Source organism: Gemmatimonadales bacterium (genome assembly GCA_036279355.1).
Taxonomy (GTDB): Bacteria; Gemmatimonadota; Gemmatimonadetes; order Gemmatimonadales; family GWC2-71-9; genus DASQPE01.
The window spans coordinates 19,621-35,754 of sequence record DASUJH010000015.1; the positions used below are offsets into that span (position 1 = coordinate 19,621).

Here is a 16,134-nt window from a genome sequence, read left to right on the forward strand (position 1 = left end):
CGCGCCTCCCCGGGCGCCGGGCGGCGCCCACGATTTGCCGCTTGCCACCGCCCCGTCCCCGACTTACATCTTCCCGAGCCCCCAGGGCAACCATCACGACAGCTCTCGTCCCGTTACCACCCATCCGAGACCGCGTATGCCGCTTTCCCGATGTCGGCGCCTGCTCGTCACCACCGCGCCGGCCGCCCTCGCCGCGCTCACGCTTCTCCTTCCCACGCCCCTTTCCGCGCAGGCCGCCGCGCCCGACAGCTCGGTCGACAGCGCCGCCGACAACGCCAACAAGGGGCCCGCGCCGTTCGATGCGCTCAAGTTCCGCGCGATCGGACCCGCGGCGGGCGGCCGGGTGGCGCGCGCCTCGGGCGTCGCTGGCGATCCGCTGACCTATTACGCGGCGACCACGGGTGGCGGCGTCTGGAAATCCTCGGACGGCGGCATCCACTGGGCCCCGATTTTCGACGCCGAGCCGATCGCGTCCACCGGTGCGATCGCCGTGGCGCCGTCGGACCCGAACGTGGTGTACGTCGGATCGGGTGAGGCCAACATCCGCGGCAACGTGTCGCCGGGCAACGGGATCTACAAATCGACCGACGCCGGCAAGACGTGGACGCAGGTATGGCGGCAGGAAGGGCAGATCGGCACCATCGTGGTGCACCCGCGCGATCCCGACGTCGCGTACGCCGCCGTGCTCGGCCATGCCTTCGGCCCGAACCCGGAGCGCGGGGTCTATCGCACCCGCGACGGCGGGCGCACCTGGGAGCAGATCCTCAAGAAGAATCCCGACACCGGCGCCTCCGACGTGGCGCTCGATCCCTCCAACCCCAACATCGTCTTTGCCGGACTGTGGCAGGCGCGCCGGCGGCCGTGGGAGCTCACGAGCGGCGGCCCCGGCAGCGGGCTCTACATGTCGCGCGACGGCGGCGACACCTGGACGCATCTCGTGGGCAAGGGCCTTCCCGGCGGCATCTGGGGCAAGGTGGGCGTGCGTGTCGCGCCCTCGGACGGACGCCGAGTGTACGCGCTCATCGAGGCGGATTCGGGCGGGCTCTTCCGCTCGGATGACGGCGGCTCGAGCTGGAGCCGCGTGAGCGGGCACCACGTGTTGCGCCAGCGGGCGTGGTACTACACCACGCTCACGATCGACCCCGGCGACCCCGACGTGGTGTGGTTTCCCCAGGTGAACCTGCTCAAGACGATCGACGGCGGCCACACGATCGTCTCGGTCAAGGGCCCGCACCATGGCGACCATCACGACATCTGGATCGATCCGCTCAACCCCGCACGGGTCATCAGCGGCAACGACGGCGGCGTCGACATCACCAGCGATGGCGGCGAGCACTGGTTCGCGCCGCCGCTTCCGATCTCGCAGTTCTATCATGTGGCGGTGGACAACGCGGTGCCGTACGGCGTCTCCGGCGCGATGCAGGACATCGCCACCGGCGCGGGCCCGAGCAACAGCCTGAGCCGGAGCGGCATCCGCCCTTCCGACTGGCACCAGGCGGGCGGCGGCGAGGCGGGCTACACCGCGCCCGAGCCCGACGACGCCAACGTGCTCTACGCCGGCGAGTACGGCGGCTATATCACCCGCTACGACCAGCGCACGCGGCAGGCGCGCGTCGTCGGCATCTATCCGGACAACCCGTCCGGCCACGGCGGCGAGGATCTCGAGTATCGATTCCAGTGGACCGCGCCGATCGCCACCAGTCCGCACGATCCGCGCGTCGTCTATCACGCGGCCAACGTGCTGTTCAAGTCCACCGACGGCGGCGAGCACTGGACCAAGATCAGTCCCGACCTCACCCGCAACGACAAGAGCAAGGAGCACTGGTCGGGCGGGCCGATCACGGGCGATAACACCGGCGTCGAGGTGTACTGCACCATCTTCGCGGTGGCGGAGTCGCCGGTCGAGGCGGGACTCATCTGGGTCGGCAGCGATGATGGGCTCGTGCACCTCACGCGCGACGGGGGCACCACGTGGACCGACGTCACCCGCAACGTGCCCGGCCTCCCCGAATGGGGCACGGTCAATTCGATCGAGCCGTCGCCGTTCGCGGCGGGCACCGCCTACCTCGTGGCGGATGCGCACCGGCTCGACGACATGCACCCGTATCTCTGGCGCACCGACGACTACGGGCGGAGCTGGCGCCGGATCACCCGCGGGCTCGCACCCGACGCGTACCTGCACGCCGTGCGCGAGGACCCGACACACCGCGGCCTCCTCTACCTCGGCACCGAGCGCGGCGTCATGCTCTCGCGCGACGGCGGCGCATCGTGGCAGCCGCTCAAGCTCGGCCTCCCGACGGTGGCGGTGCACGATCTCAAGGTGAAGGACAACGACCTGGTGCTCGCGACCCACGGCCGCTCGCTCTGGATCTTCGACGATCTCACGCCCATCCGCGCGATGTCACCATCAATCGCGGCGTCGGACGCGTATCTCTTCGCGCCGGAGCCCACCATCCGCTGGCGCTGGCACGACGAGCCCGACGAGCTCGGCGCGATGGCCAACCCTCCGCGCGGGGCGATCATCAATTACTTCCTGAAGGACAAGCCGAAGGACGAGATCCGCCTCGAGATTCTCGACGCCCACGGCCAGGTGGTCCGCACGCTCAAGAGCACGGCGGAGCCCGCCGACTACGCCGAAGATGATCCCGATGAGCCGACCGATCCGCGGAAGCCGGCGCTCGCCACGGCGCCGGGCGCGGAGCGCGCGGTGTGGGACCTGGCGTACGAGGGCGCACGAAAGATCCCCGGCGCCAAGCTCGATGCCGGCGATCCGACGGCGGGTCCGACGGCGCTGCCCGGCACCTACACGGTGCGGCTCGTGGTGGACGGGAAGAGCTACACCCAGCCACTCGTGATCCGGCCCGACCCGCGAGTGACGGTGTCCGAGGCCGACCTCGCGGCGCAATTGACGTTCGGCCTCACGGTGCGGGACGCGATCTCGCGGGTGGCCGACGCGGTGAAGGCGGTGCGGTCGGTGCGGCGCCAGATCGACGATCGCATCGAGCTGTGGCGCACGAATTCCAAGGCCGCTCCGCTCATTACCCGCGCCGACACGCTCGGCGCGCGGCTCGATTCACTCGAGGCAAAGCTGCACAATCCCCGTGCCAAGGTTGTCTACGACATCCTCGCGCAGCGGGGCGGGGCGAAGCTCTACTCGCGGCTTGCGCCACTGTACACGTGGGCCACCGAGACGGACGGCGCGCCCACGCAAGGGATGCGTGAGGTGTTCGCCGAGGAATCGAAGGAGCTGGAGGCGCTCGAGGCGGAGCTGCACGGGCCGGTGGCGACCGAGCTTGCGGCGCTCAACGCCGAGGCGCGCGAGCTCGGGCTCGGAGACATTGCAGTTCCCGCGTCGGCCGGAGCGACGGTGAGCCGGTAGGCGGCGGGGCGCTCAGACCGGCAATCAGCCGAGCACGTCGCGGATGACCTGCTCCAGCTCGGCCAGCTCGAACGGCTTCTCGATCACCGGCCGATCGGTGCGGGCGAGGAGTGCGGCCGCTTCCGGCGACGCGACGTCGCCGCTCATGACGACGAGCCGGGTGAAGAGGTCGGGCCGCTCGGCCGACAAGCGGTCGTGGAACTCGGTGCCCGAGATGCCGGGCATCCGGAGATCGGTGATGATCACGTCGTACGACTGGGCCGGCTTGCCGAGCAACCGGGCGAGGCCGGCCTCGCCGTCATCGGCCTCATCCACGTGCCAGCCGCGCCGCTCGAAGTAACGCCGGAGCGCGAAGCGGATCGACGGCTCGTCTTCTACCAGCAGCACGGTGGCGTCGCGGGAGCCGTTGGAAGAGACGGTAGAGGCGGTAAGGGCGGGAAGGGCGGTAGCAGTGGGCGCGGCGTCGGCCGGGGTGGCTCGCGCCACTGTCCTGCGCTCGGCCGCCGGCGTCGTTTCGGCCGCGGCGGCGCGGAGCCAGAGCGTCGCGCGGGCGCCGCGCTCGGGCGCGGGGCGGTTTCTTACCTCGAGCTTGCCGTGGTACTGCGTTGCAATGCCGAGCGACACCGAGAGGCCGAGGCCGGTGCCCTGGCCCGTGGCTTTGGTGGTGTAGAACGGCTCGAAGATGTGCGGCATCACGTCGGGTGCAATGCCGGGCCCGTCGTCCTCCACCACGACCGCGCAGCCGTTTCGTTCAGCGCGCGCGACGATCGACACCGCGCCGCCGCGGCCGGCCGCCTGCGCGCCGTTGGTGATGAGGTTGCCCAGGATCTGCTCGAAGCCGACCGGATCCACGTACACCCTGGGCAGATTCGGCCCGATGGTCACGGCGACGCGCACACCGGTGCGGTCCATCTCATGCCGGAGTCCGTCCACCGCACGCTCGAGCACCAGGGCCACGTCGGTGGGCGCGCCGCGGTCTTCGCGGCGGCGCACGAAGGCGAGCAGCTCGCGCACGATGCTCCGGGCGCGGCGCGCCTGCACCGACACCACCTCGAGTGCCTCGCGCTCTGCCGCCGGGCGGGTCTCGACCCCGAGCAGCTCGTCGGTAAGATTGAGGACCGCGGCGAGCGGATTGTTGAGCTCGTGCGCCACGCCTGAAATCACCCGTCCCGCGGCGGCGAGCTTCTCGGTCTGCACCAGCCGGTCCTGCGTGGCCGCGAGCTCGGAGTAGGCGCGGCGCAGGTCGCTCTCGTCGGCGCGGACCCGCCTCGCCATGGCGTCGAACGCGCGTGCGAGTGCCGCGACCTCGTCGCCGCCGGCCATCGCAAGCGCGCCCACCTCGAGCTCGCCGGCGGCCATCCGATCGGTGGCCGCGTGCAACTGGCGCAGCGGGTCCACGATGCTGCGCGCGAGCATCGCGGAGAGTACGAGACCCACGATCAGCACGGCGCCGCCGAGCGCCGCGGCCGTGCCGGTGGAGCGGAGCGCGGCCTCGCGCCAGTCGCTCATGGGCGACACGGCGACGAAGATGGCATCATCGCCGTCCGGCAGCAGGCTTGGCACGTCGTTGAACGCGACCACCTTGTGCTCGCGGTCGCGGCCCGCGAAATGGCCCCGGCTCCGGGTCGCGACCGCGCCGAAATCGCTCTGCCCATCGCTCAGCAGAATCCGGCCGGCTCCGGTCCCGGCCACAATGAATCGGTTCGAGCGGCGTGCGACGAAGCCGTACACGTGGGGCCCGAACGGCGCCAGCGCCGCCTCGAGGCTACCGTATGATCGCGCCGGCGCGACCGCGTCCTCGAGCTGCATGCCCAGCGTCTCTTCGGCCATGAGCTGGCGCTGGCCCAGCCCGTAGAGCAGGATCGGCGCGGCGACCGCGAGCGTCAGCGCGACGGCGATCGAAAGCACCTTGCTGTACACCGATTGGAGCACACCGCCGGAGCGCGCGGGAAACGGCATCGCCGGCGTCTCGCGCATCAGCTCGGCCTTCCGTATGGCTCCCTCGGCCAGCAGGTAGGCGGCGGCCGCGAAGAGCGCACCGATCACGAAGCCCTGCACGACCATCTTTGCCGCCTCGAGCAGCGGCAACGCCGCCGCGCGGTGCACCACGAAGGCGCGGACACCCGCGCCCAGGATGCTGATGGCGAGCGCAAGCGAGGCGACCTGTCCGGGGTAGCGCGCGATGCGGCGCGCCGCGTCAGGCTCCGACGCGCGCCGCGCTACCCGGCGCCAGAGGAGCCACGGCAGGAGTACCGCACCCGGCCATCCCACGAGCGGCACCTGCCAGGCGTAGCAGACCAGAATCGCATGGGCCTGCTTCGGATTGACCAGCCACCAGAGCCGCGAGAACGGGATGCCCAGCGCCCACCAGCAGATGACCGACGCGAGCCAGAGCTTGGCCGCGAGCAAGCGCCCGGCCCGGGCAGCCGGGCCGGCGGGGCGTGCGGGCGTATTCACGGCGTACTCACGATGAGGTCGTGCTCACGCTTCGACGCATCGAGTCGCCGGGTGCCGCCCGGCAGTCAGTGCTGACCAGAGGGAAAGCGAAATATCGGCGCGCCAGCGGCCGGAGAGAAGGTGGCGCGCTCAGCGCGTGTCGGGCAGCGTGCGCTCGGGCAGGTGAGGGGGATACACCTCGCAGTGTGCGCCGCGCACGCTGTAGAGCACGCAGAACGCGCCCTGGCGCGCCCATCGATCGCTCCAGGCGGACATCACGGCGCGGTCACCGGGACTGAAGCGGGGCGCGGGCGCGGTGTCGTCGGTGGACCGCACGTGACTGTGCGCGGTGCCGATCCACTTCGGTGGCACGCAGGTGGTGAGCGAGCGGTTTGCTGAGGCGCCGAGCGAGTCGGAGTAATCCGCGTCGAGCACCTCGGCGCGCGTGATCCGCACCGTGTCGGCCTGGATCACGCCGCCCAGGCAGGCGACGCGCTCGCGCCTCGCGGCGACGCTCTGGGCCCAGAGCTTTTTCAGTGCGGGGCGGGCCGCGGGGGTGATGATCCAGGTGGGAAGCACGCCCTGGGGCAGCGCGCCCTGGGGCAGCGCGCCCTGGGGCAGCGCGCCGCCAAGCAGTGCGCCCGCCGCGAGCACGCCGCCCAGCGCGAGCGCCGACCGCATACGCCACGCCGCCGTGCGGCGGCCGCCGCTCAATTGCCTGCCCATGATCGTCTCCGCTCGCGAAATCTTTCGGCGGCGCAGAGGAGGGGGACCGCCGCGCGCCGGCTGGCGTCCGTCGAATGCGACTTGTCCGCAAGGTATGTACGTTCGTGTGCGCTCATCGTGACGAGTCTCACAGGCCCGCGAAACGTCATGCCGCCACCAGCGCACGGCGGCGCCCCGCTACGTACACTGCCGCTCCGATCAGATTCGCCGCCACCAGCACCGCGACGATCTTGCCACCGAACACCCACCAGCTCGCCACGTCCACGATCGGGAAGATCGCGAGCACCGTGTAGAGCAGCGTCATGCCGAAGCCGGCAACCGCCGCCACCCGGAGCCAACGCGGTGGCGGCTCGGCCAGACGCCGGGCAGCCGCGAGCGGCAGGGCGAACATCGCGAGGTAGGCAAAGGCGTAGAAGATTCCCGCCGCGTTGTCGAGCAGTTGAAACGCCTCCTGCACGCCGACGCCGGCATTCGCCGCGGCCGTGAGCGCCGCGGTAATCACACCGACGAAGAGGATCGAGTTGGTCGGTGTGCGGAAGCGCGGGTGCAGCCGGGTGAACCATGCGGGGAGAAGGCCGTCCCAGCCGGCCACCATCGGGAGGCGGGTGTTGCCGGCAAAGATGTACGTCATGCTCCCCACCTGGCGCACCAGCAGGAGCAGGATGAGGGCGGGCACGACGTACGCCGCCACACCCAAGCCGCGAAAGCCGAGCGTGAGCGCCTGCGGAATCGGGCTCACGAGGTCGATATCGTGCGCGGGGACGAGCGCCAGCACGCTGCTCGTGCCGAAGATGAACATGAGCGCGATGAGCGGGACGGCGACCACGACCGAGCGCCCGATCGAGCGCGCCGGGTTCCGGCATTCACCGGCCAGGATGGCGACGTACTCGAAGCCGCTGAACGCGCCAAGCGCGAGCTTGCCGAGAATGTTGAGGGTGAGCAGAGTGAAGCTCGGCGCCGCCGTGGCGAGCGGGTGGTAGGCGGCAAGGGCACCGCGGCGCACGGCGACGAACGGCACGATGATGAGCGCGCCGAAGGTGAGAAACTGCGCCGCGCCGCCCGCGTTCTGCAGCCACTTGCCCGCGCTGAGCCCCCGGACCGACACCAGCATGATACCGCACACGACGGCGACACCGAGGCCGGCGGTGTACCACCGGGCGCCGGTGAGCCACGCGGCGCCGGGCCCGAGCAGGTAGGAAACATTGGTGGCGACGATGACGCCGAACGTCGCCATGACGAGGATGGTATAAGCCCAGAGATTCCACGCCACGAAGAAGCCCGCGCGCTCGCCGAATCCGGCGGCTACCCACTGGTAGAGCCCGCCCTCGAGCGGCATCTGTCGGTTGAGGTAGATGACGATGGCGGCTTGCGGCAGGTAAAACAGCGCGGCGGCGAGTATCCAGAAGACGATGTGCGACGGGCCGAGCTTGGCCGCCGTGCCGACCCAGCCCGAACCCACAACGTAGAGCACCTGGATGAGCACCAGGTCCACGAGGCCCAGCTCGCGGCGGAACTTGGTGCTCCGGGCCTCGACCGCGCGAACGCGGCGGGCCGCGAGCTCGCGGGCGTCGGTGGCCATGCGGATTCCGAGGCTGAGAGATGCGACTCAAGCTCTATGCCCGAGCCGCTCTCCGCAACTACTCGATGCGCACGGCGACCGGATCGCTCGCGGGAAACGTCTGCTTCAGCGCTTCGTCGAGGCGCTGGTCGAGATTGCGGCCGGGCACGCCCATGTCGCTCGCCGCGGGATTGGCCGGGGTGATCGACTGCGTCATCGGCGGCCGCAAGGAAACCAGCTTGTCCGGTGTGACGGGCAGCTCGCGCACGCGCTTGCCGGTGGCGTGATAGACCGCGTTCACGATCGCCGGCGCCACACCGCAAATCGCGAGCTCCGCCAGGCCCTTGCTCCCGAGCTCGCTCAACCGCCTGTCGTCGCTCGCCACGAACAGCGCCTCGAGCGCGGGCACGTCCGCATTCACCGGCACCAGGTACTCCGCGAGGTTCGCGTTCATTACCCGGCCGAACCGGGGGTCCCACGCCGCCTCCTCGAACAGCGCCATGCCGATCCCGCCCACCATCCCGCCGATGCACTGGCTGTGCGCCGTCTTCGGGTTGATCACGCGGCCTACGTCGTACGCGCCTACCATGCGGGGCACGCGCACTGTGCCGAGGTCAGGGTCCACCCGCACTTCGGCGAAGATGGCACCGAAAGAGTAGGTGGAGAAATGCTCCGACTCATCGCCCGGCTCGACATGCGCGCTGGCCTCGAGCCGGTCGAGGCCGTGGTCGCGGAGCGAGGCACCCTCGAGCGCCCGCGCCTTGTCGCGCACCGCTTCGCACGCGGCGCGCACCGCGCTCCCCACGCTCGCCATCGTGATCGAGCCGCCGTGTACCGGCGCCTCGGGATACTCGGTGTCGCCCAGCTCGAAGCGCACGCGGTCGAGCGGCAGGCCGAGCGCGTCGGCGGCCACCTGGGTCATCGAGGTGTAGGTGCCGGGACCCATGTCGGACGCGGCGCTCCGGACGAGCGCGGTGCCGTCGGCAAAAAGCGTGGCCGACGCTGACGCGGCGCGTCGGCGGGCCGGATAGATCGCCGTCGCCATGCCGTAACCGACGAGACTCCCGCCGTCGCGCATCGAGCGCGGCTCCGGCGTGCGGTGGTCCCACCCGAATCGCTCCGCCGCCAGGTGATAACACGCGCGCAGCTCCTTGCTCGACCACGGCAGGTCCTTGTGCTCGTCGCGCTCGGCGTAGTTCCTGAGGCGGAGCTCGACCGGATCCATCCGGAGCGTTACGGCCAGTTCGTCCATCGCGATCTCGAGCGCCAGCACACCGGTAACGGAGCCGGGGCCGCGCATGGGGCAGGGCGTATTCGTGTTGAGATCGACGAAGCGATAGCGGGTGCGCACGTTGGCGCAGGCGTACGCGGTGCGCGGCGGGTCGAGCACCTCTTCCGCGTACTCCTCGTAGGTCGAAGTCTGCGCGGTCACCTCCTGGATGAGCGCGGCGAGAGTGCCGTCGCGCCGGGCGCCGAGGGCCACCCGTTGCTCGGTGCGAGGGCGGAAGCCGGTGGAGGTGTACATCTCGCGCCGAGTGAGCTCGAGGCGGACCGGCCGGCCCACCTCGCGCGCCGCGAGCGCCGCGACGGTGACGTGCGGCCAGGTGCGGAGCGCGGAGCCGAACGCGCCGCCCACGAACGGCGAGATCACGCGGATGTGATCTTCGGGAATCCCGAACACATGCGCGATCTCGGAGCGGTCGTTGTCCACCCACTGGGTCTTGTCGTAGAGCGTGAGCTGGCCGCCCTCCCACGAGGCGACCGTCACGTGCAGCTCAATCGGGTTGTGGTGCTCGCGCGGCTGCACGTACGTCGCGTCCACCGTGACCGGGCACTCGGCAAAGGCGCGGTCGGCGTCGCCGCGGTGAGCGTCACCGGGTTGGCGCGCCTTGGCGGTGGCTTCGCTCGGTGGCCGGCCGTGGCTCGGGGCGAACACGGTTGCGGCTTCGGAGGTCTCGTAACTCACGCGGACGAGCGCAGCGGCGTGCCGCGCCTGCTCGACGGTATCGGCCACGACGACGCCGACCGGCTGGCCGCTGAAGAGCACCTCGGGTCCCTGGAAGACGCGGAGCTGCTCGCCCGACTCGGGGTCCACCGAGGGGCGCTTCTCGAGCGGACGGTAGGGAAGCTTCGGCGCGTTGAGATGGGTGATGACGGCGTGCACGCCGTCGGCGCGCTCGGCGGCGGCGGTGTCAATGGCCGTGATACGCCCCCGGGGCACCGTGCTCATGACGAGCGCAGCATGCACGAGCCCCGGCAGGTCGAACTCCGCCGCGTAGGATGCCGAGCCGGTGACCTTGGCGCGGCCATCGACGCGGCTCAGCGGCTGGCCGATGGCGCCGCTCGTCTGGCGCGGCTCCCTCGTGGTCCGTCGCGCGCCGCTCATGGAATCCCCGCCACGGTCCGGAGCGCGCGCTCGACCGTGCGCCTCAGCAGCTCGACCTTGAACGCGTTCCCGGCGCGCGGCTCCGCGCCATCCGCGGCGCGCTCGGCGGCGGCGTGGAACACGTCGGCGTGGGCCCGCGAGCCGACGAGCCGCTCCTCGACCTGCGGCAGCCGCCACGGCTTGGTGCCGACGCCCCCGACCGCGACCCTCGCCTGGCGAATCGTGTCCCCGTCGGTATCGAGCCCCACCGCGGCCGAGGTGAGGGCGAACTCGAAGCTGGCGCGATCGCGCAGCTTGAGGTAGTGCGACTGCGCGGCAAAGGCGGAGGCAGGAATGAAGATGCCGGTGATGAGATCGCCTGGGGCGAGGATAGTTTCGACCTCCGGCGTGTCGCCCGGCATGCGGTGCAATTCGCCGACCGGGATCGTGCGCTCGCCCTGCTCACCGGTGACGAGCACGTCCGCGTCGAGCGCTACGAGTGCGACGGCGAGATCGCCGGCGTAGGCGGCGATGCAATGCGGGCTCCCGCCCAGAATGGCATTCATCCGATTCTGGCCGTCCTGCGCCGGGCAGCCGGAGCCGGGCTCGCGCTTGTTGCACGGAGTGGCCACGTCGCGGAAGTAGAGGCAGCGGGTGCGCTGCAGGAGGTTGCCGCCGATCGTCGCCATGTTCCGCACCTGGGGCGACGCGCTCGCGACCAGCGCTTGGACGACAACGGGAAAGAGCTCCTGCATCCCCGGGTCGTCCGCCACGTCGGCCATGCGGGCCAGCGCGCCGATTCGGGCGCCGGCGGGTCCTACGTCGATATCTGCGAGCGGCAGCCGGCTGATGTCGATCAGCTCGGCCGGCGCGCGCACGCGCTCCTCGAGCAGTTGCAGCATGTCGGTGCCGCCCGCGATGAACTCGGCGCCACGCGTGCGTGCCGCGTGGGTCACGGCGGCATCGACATCGTGCGCGGCGGCGTACGCGAACGGCACCATGGCTCAAACGCCGGCCGCGCGGGCGAGGGTGCGCTCGGCCACCTCGCGGATGGCGGCGGTGATGTTGGTATACGCGCCGCAGCGGCAGATGTTGCCGCTCATGTACTCGCGGATCTCGGCCTCGGAGTGGATGCGGCCCTCGTTGATGAGCCCGACGCCGGAGACGATCTGTCCGGGAGTGCAGTAGCCGCACTGGAAGCCGTCGTGCTCGATGAAAGCCGCCTGGAGCGCGTGGAGCTCGTCGCCCTCTGCCAGGCCTTCGATCGTGGTGATCGCCTCGCCCTCGTGCATCACGGCCAGGGTGAGACAGGAGTTGATCCGGCGCCCGTCGATCAGCACGGTGCACGCGCCGCACTGGCCCAGCCCGCAGCCCTTCTTGGTCCCGGTGAGGTGCAGGCGATCGCGGAGGGCGTCGAGCAGGGTGGTGCGGGCGTCAATGTGGACGCGGTGCTCGGTGCCGTTCACGAAGAGCACGATGTCGAAATCCTTGCGTGCGGCGACGGAGCGGGTGGCGCCAGGCTTGGTGGCGGACATGGGCGGGAAGGTACTGGCTTCCTCCGTGGCAATGCGTGATCGCCCTCACAGGAACGACGTCGGGCGTGAGGCGCAGCGACGATGGCTCGAACGGCCAGCAGGGTGGCGAGGCGTGGACATCGACCGCGGCGCGCCATTGTGGTCGCCCAGTCACATCGCTCCTCCTGTTTGGCGCTTAGCGTGCCGTGCCCACGCCGGAGGCGCTGAAAACCGCGCCATGCGGCATGGCGGCCCCGGTGGCGCCGTGGGGCCATGCGGCACGATCGAAGTCGACGCCCAGCCGCTTCGTGTCGGGATCGCGGAACGTCGAGTCCCAGGATATGGTCCCGCGAGTCGAGTCGAAGCGCGCGAGCAGTACGCGATGGTCATTCCTGCCGGACGTGGCCACCAGACGGTTCGACCCGGGCTCGCGCGTCAGCCAGTGCGGATGAAAGGTTGAGTCCGTCATGAGGGAATCCGCGGGGCGGGGGTGGCGCGGATCGGCGATATCGAGCACGAGGAATTCGTGCGCCCGCCCGATCGGCATGATCCAGTAGTGGCCGAAGAGGAGGGGGACGGCGCAGCCGTAACTTTGCGGGCGCGGGAGCGACAGGACCCGCTCGATGCGCGGTACGCTCGTGTTGAGGTCGGAAAGAAGGTAGAACCCGCAGTAATAGGTGTTGAGCAGAGCGGTCGTGTCGCCGGGTAGAAACCGAACCTCGAAGGGATAGCGGAAGGACGAATCTCCGGGGGTGACCGGCAGCGCGAGCGTGCGCAGCAGGTGCATATCGGAGAGGCGCCAGACTTGGACGACGTCGGCGCTCGGCACGCCGTCCATGGGCGTGCTCGTCGTGATGATCCGATCCTTTACCGGCGAGACATCGAGCGAGTAGGTCCGGATCGGGGCGTCGGGGAACGCCGAGTCGGCGGCGCTCGAGGTCTCGAGCACTTGCCCGTGAGATGCGAGCAGCGCGATGCCGCCTGGATTTCCCGGTCGCGAGCCGTTGCCGTACTGCACGGTCGCGACGAGCCGGCCATCCGGCAGCCGCCAGTAGCTGTGCGGCTTCACGAAGCCGGGGATGCTGTCGAGCGTGGCCGCGAGCCGCGGCGCCAGCGGGTTCGCGAGGTCGAAGAGGAACGTGCGGCCGGACATGAAGCCGTTGGCGAAGAGCCACTGCCCGTTGCCGGGCATGGTAAGCTCCGTGTGGTGGGGCATCGTGCCGGCGGCGCCGATCGGGGCGGTCGCGAGGACGCGGGCGTAGGTGGGGCTCGCGGGGTCGGCGTCGATCACGGCGAGGAAGTCGCTGTCGCCGGGGCGCTTGTCATCATCGCCGGCGAAGGCGTAGATGTAGGAATGGCTTCGTGCGCCGGTGGACGGGGTGGCGCGCGCACAGCCCTGCGCCAGGTTGACGGCGAGCGCCAGCGTAAGCAGCCTGCCGAGGGATGGGGGCATGGACGACGGGTTCCTCAGTTGAGAGTGAGCCTGTTTCAGAACTAGATCTTGCGGGTGGGCTCCCGCCGCCATCCCGCTTAGGGGGCACTGCACGAAATGACACGCGTAACCAGCACCGAGATCGAAATCCGAACTCGCGACGGCATCTGCCGGAGCTTCGTCTTCCGCCCTGAGGGGCGCGGGCCGTGGCCCGCGGTGCTCGTTTACATGGATGGCATCGGCATCCGGCCCGCAATGCTGGAGCTGGGCGAGCGGCTCGCGACGCACGGCTACTTCGTGCTGCTGCCGGACCTCTACTACCGCTCGGGGCCGTACGACCCGATGGACGCGCGCACGGTGTTCACCGACCCGGCGGCGCGCGCGGTGCTCACCGAGAAGTTCATGGCGCACGCGACGGCGGACAACGTCATGTCCGACACCGCCGCGTTCCTCGACTGGCTGGCGGCGGAGCCCGACGTCCTTCCCGGCGGCATCGGCGTCGTCGGCTACTGCCTGGGCGGGCGGATGGCGTTCATCGCGGCGGGGACGTTTCCCGATCGCATCGTCGCGGCCGCGGCATATCATCCGAGCCGGCTCGCGACCGACGCGCCGGACAGCCCGCACCTGCTCGCCCCGCGGATCAAGGCGCGGGTGTACATCGGCGGCGCGAGCGACGATGCGTCGTTTCCCGAAGAGATGCAGCGGCGGCTGGACGAGGCGCTCACGGCGGCAGGGGTCGAGCACGTGGTCGAGACGTATCCGGCGAAGCATGGGTGGGTGTTTCGGGATACGGCGGCATACGACACCGGGGCGGCGGAGCGGCACTGGGAGACGATGGTGGGGCTGTTCGCGCGGGCGCTCGGGCCGCGGAAGTGAGGGGCGCCAAGCTGTCGTACCGACTGCAGACTGCCCCGGCACCGCACTGCGCTCGCGCCCGCGGTCGAATCAGTGATAGCAGGCTTGCTTCTCCGTCGCGAACGATGGGTACCGATCGCCCGCTTCCTTCAGACTCCGATCGTCGAACGAAGATCCGAGTACGCGCATCGATGCGTCCGGCAGTCGGGCCATGACTGCGGCGTCCACCAAGCACCGGCAGTAGATCTCCATCGCGGTCGTTTCGCCTGAGGCGGCCGCACCAGCGGTGTGCTCGCTGCATCCTTGCTTCATCGCCTGCGCGGGCGTGACCACCCGTGGCGCGCGGGGATTGAAACCGACCTCGCACCCTCGCACGCCACCTACTGAGCATCGCTCGCGGCGAACGTCATGCCAGCGTCTGACTTCAGCCGCTCGTACGCGAGGCCACCACTCGCTCCGCGCGTGCGCCGCTCCGATCCGCGCCAGGCGCGCCGCGCGCGTGCGTGAGCCACCCATGCGCATCCGGCAATGTCCCCTTCGCCGTCCCTAAATACCTCTCCTGCAGCACCCGCGTGATGGGTCCCCTGGCGCCATCTCCCACCGGTAGCCGATCCACGCTCCGAATCGGCGTCACCTCGGCTGCCGTGCCGGTGAAAAACAGCTCGTCCGCCCCGTAGAGCATCTCCCGCGGCACCTGCTGCACGCTCGTCGGGATGCCGAGGTCGCGCGCGAGGGTGAGAATCGTCTCCGCCGTGATGCCGGCCAGGATGGTGCCGTCGATCTCCGGCGTGATCAGCACGCCCTTTCGCACCAGGAACAGATTGTTGCCCGTGCCCTCACTCAGGAGTCCCGTGGGCCCCACGGCGATCGCCTCGTGATAGCCGTTCCGCTGCGCCTCCCACTTCATGAGCTGGCTGTTGAGATATTGCCCGGCGGCCTTGGCCATCATCGGGAACGTGTTGGGCGCGGCGCGCTGCCAACTCGTGACACAGGCGTCCACACCATTCTCGAGGGCGCCCGCGCCGAGATATGTGCCCCAGGGCCACGCCGCCACATACGCCTCGACCGGGCTGCCGATGGCGTCGATCCCCGCGGCACCATACCCCCGCAGAATCATCGGGCGGATGTAGCACGCTTCGAGGGCATTCTTCCGCACGATCTCGCAGCAGACTTCAGCCAGCTGCTCCGGCCCCCATGCCGTCTCCAGCCGATAGATGCGACAGGAGTCGTGCAACCGGCGCAGATGGTCCTGCAGTCGGAAGATCGCGGGGCCGTCCGGCGTGCCGTAACACCGAATCCCCTCGAACACCGACGTGCCGAACTGCACCGCCGTCGACAAGAGATGAATCCGCGCGTCCTCCCAGTGGATGAACTCGCCTTCCTTCCAGATCCACTCGGTCTTCGTAATTGTCGCCATGGGGCCTCGCTCGTCCGCTTCCTCGCTGGTGGGGTGCTGCTTCCGCCTCGTCAGTACAATGCCTTGATCCAGCCGCCGTCCACCGGAATCGATGTGCCCGTGATGTATGCCGCGCGCTCGGACGCGAGGAACGCCGCCAGTGCCGCAAGCTCGCGCGGTTCACCCAAGCGGCCCATCGGGATCTGCCGCTCCCACTCGGCGAACGCCGCCGCGGCTCCCACCGCCGGATCCGCGCCGCGCGCGCGGGCGCCGGCCGCCGCCAGCTCGGTGAGCCGCTCCGTGCGCGTGTAGCCCGGCAGCAGGTTGTTCACGGTGACGCCGAACGGCGCCACTTCATTCGCAAGCGTCCGCGCGAAGCCGGTCACCGCCGCGCGCACGCTGTTCGAGAGCATGAGCCCCTCGACCGGCTGCTTCACCGTGATGGACGTGACGTTGAGAATGCGCCCCCAGCG

11 protein-coding genes are annotated in these 16,134 nt (G+C 70.2%); 2 read left to right on the forward strand and 9 right to left on the reverse strand.

Annotation, left to right across the window (positions count from 1 at the left end; all coding sequences use genetic code 11):
• The first annotated feature begins 136 nt into the window (after positions 1-136).
• Complete coding sequence (locus tag VFW66_03395) at positions 137-3,379, forward strand: glycosyl hydrolase (GenBank protein ID HEX5385728.1); 3,243 nt, start codon at positions 137-139, stop codon at positions 3,377-3,379.
• 24 nt (positions 3,380-3,403) lie between these two features.
• Here the strand turns inward: VFW66_03395 and VFW66_03400 are convergent, their stop codons facing one another.
• The 7 genes from VFW66_03400 to VFW66_03430 all read right to left on the reverse strand — a co-directional run bounded on the left by VFW66_03400 (position 3,404) and on the right by VFW66_03430 (position 13,431).
• Entirely contained in the window at positions 3,404-5,836 is a 2,433-nt protein-coding gene (locus VFW66_03400) for an ATP-binding protein (GenBank protein ID HEX5385729.1), read from the reverse strand.
• Positions 5,837-5,965: 129 nt separating this feature from the next.
• Positions 5,966-6,541: a hypothetical protein gene (locus VFW66_03405; protein HEX5385730.1), complete on the reverse strand. Its 576-nt coding sequence runs from the start codon at positions 6,539-6,541 to the stop codon at positions 5,966-5,968.
• A gap of 145 nt (positions 6,542-6,686) precedes the next feature.
• Positions 6,687-8,120, reverse strand: coding sequence for an APC family permease (locus VFW66_03410; protein HEX5385731.1), 1,434 nt, complete (start codon positions 8,118-8,120; stop codon positions 6,687-6,689).
• 58 nt (positions 8,121-8,178) lie between these two features.
• Positions 8,179-10,485: a xanthine dehydrogenase family protein molybdopterin-binding subunit gene (locus VFW66_03415; protein ID HEX5385732.1), complete on the reverse strand. Its 2,307-nt coding sequence runs from the start codon at positions 10,483-10,485 to the stop codon at positions 8,179-8,181.
• Complete coding sequence (locus tag VFW66_03420; protein HEX5385733.1) at positions 10,482-11,465, reverse strand: xanthine dehydrogenase family protein subunit M; 984 nt, start codon at positions 11,463-11,465, stop codon at positions 10,482-10,484. Before VFW66_03420 ends, VFW66_03415 begins: the two co-directional genes overlap by 4 nt.
• Positions 11,466-11,468: 3 nt before the next feature.
• Complete coding sequence (locus VFW66_03425; GenBank protein ID HEX5385734.1) at positions 11,469-11,999, reverse strand: 2Fe-2S iron-sulfur cluster-binding protein; 531 nt, start codon at positions 11,997-11,999, stop codon at positions 11,469-11,471.
• 175 nt (positions 12,000-12,174) lie between these two features.
• Positions 12,175-13,431 carry a hypothetical protein gene (locus VFW66_03430; protein HEX5385735.1) on the reverse strand — a complete coding sequence of 419 codons (1,257 nt, stop codon included), beginning with the start codon at positions 13,429-13,431 and terminating at the stop codon, positions 12,175-12,177.
• A 96-nt stretch (positions 13,432-13,527) separates the two neighbouring features.
• Between VFW66_03430 and VFW66_03435 the strand changes: the two genes are divergently transcribed.
• Complete coding sequence (locus VFW66_03435; protein ID HEX5385736.1) at positions 13,528-14,286, forward strand: dienelactone hydrolase family protein; 759 nt, start codon at positions 13,528-13,530, stop codon at positions 14,284-14,286.
• A gap of 403 nt (positions 14,287-14,689) precedes the next feature.
• Here VFW66_03435 and VFW66_03440 read toward each other — a convergent pair whose 3' ends face one another.
• Complete coding sequence (locus VFW66_03440; protein ID HEX5385737.1) at positions 14,690-15,682, reverse strand: branched-chain amino acid transaminase; 993 nt, start codon at positions 15,680-15,682, stop codon at positions 14,690-14,692.
• A 50-nt stretch (positions 15,683-15,732) separates the two neighbouring features.
• Positions 15,733-16,134: SDR family oxidoreductase (locus VFW66_03445; protein ID HEX5385738.1), on the reverse strand; the 402-nt coding region annotated here is incomplete at its 5' end.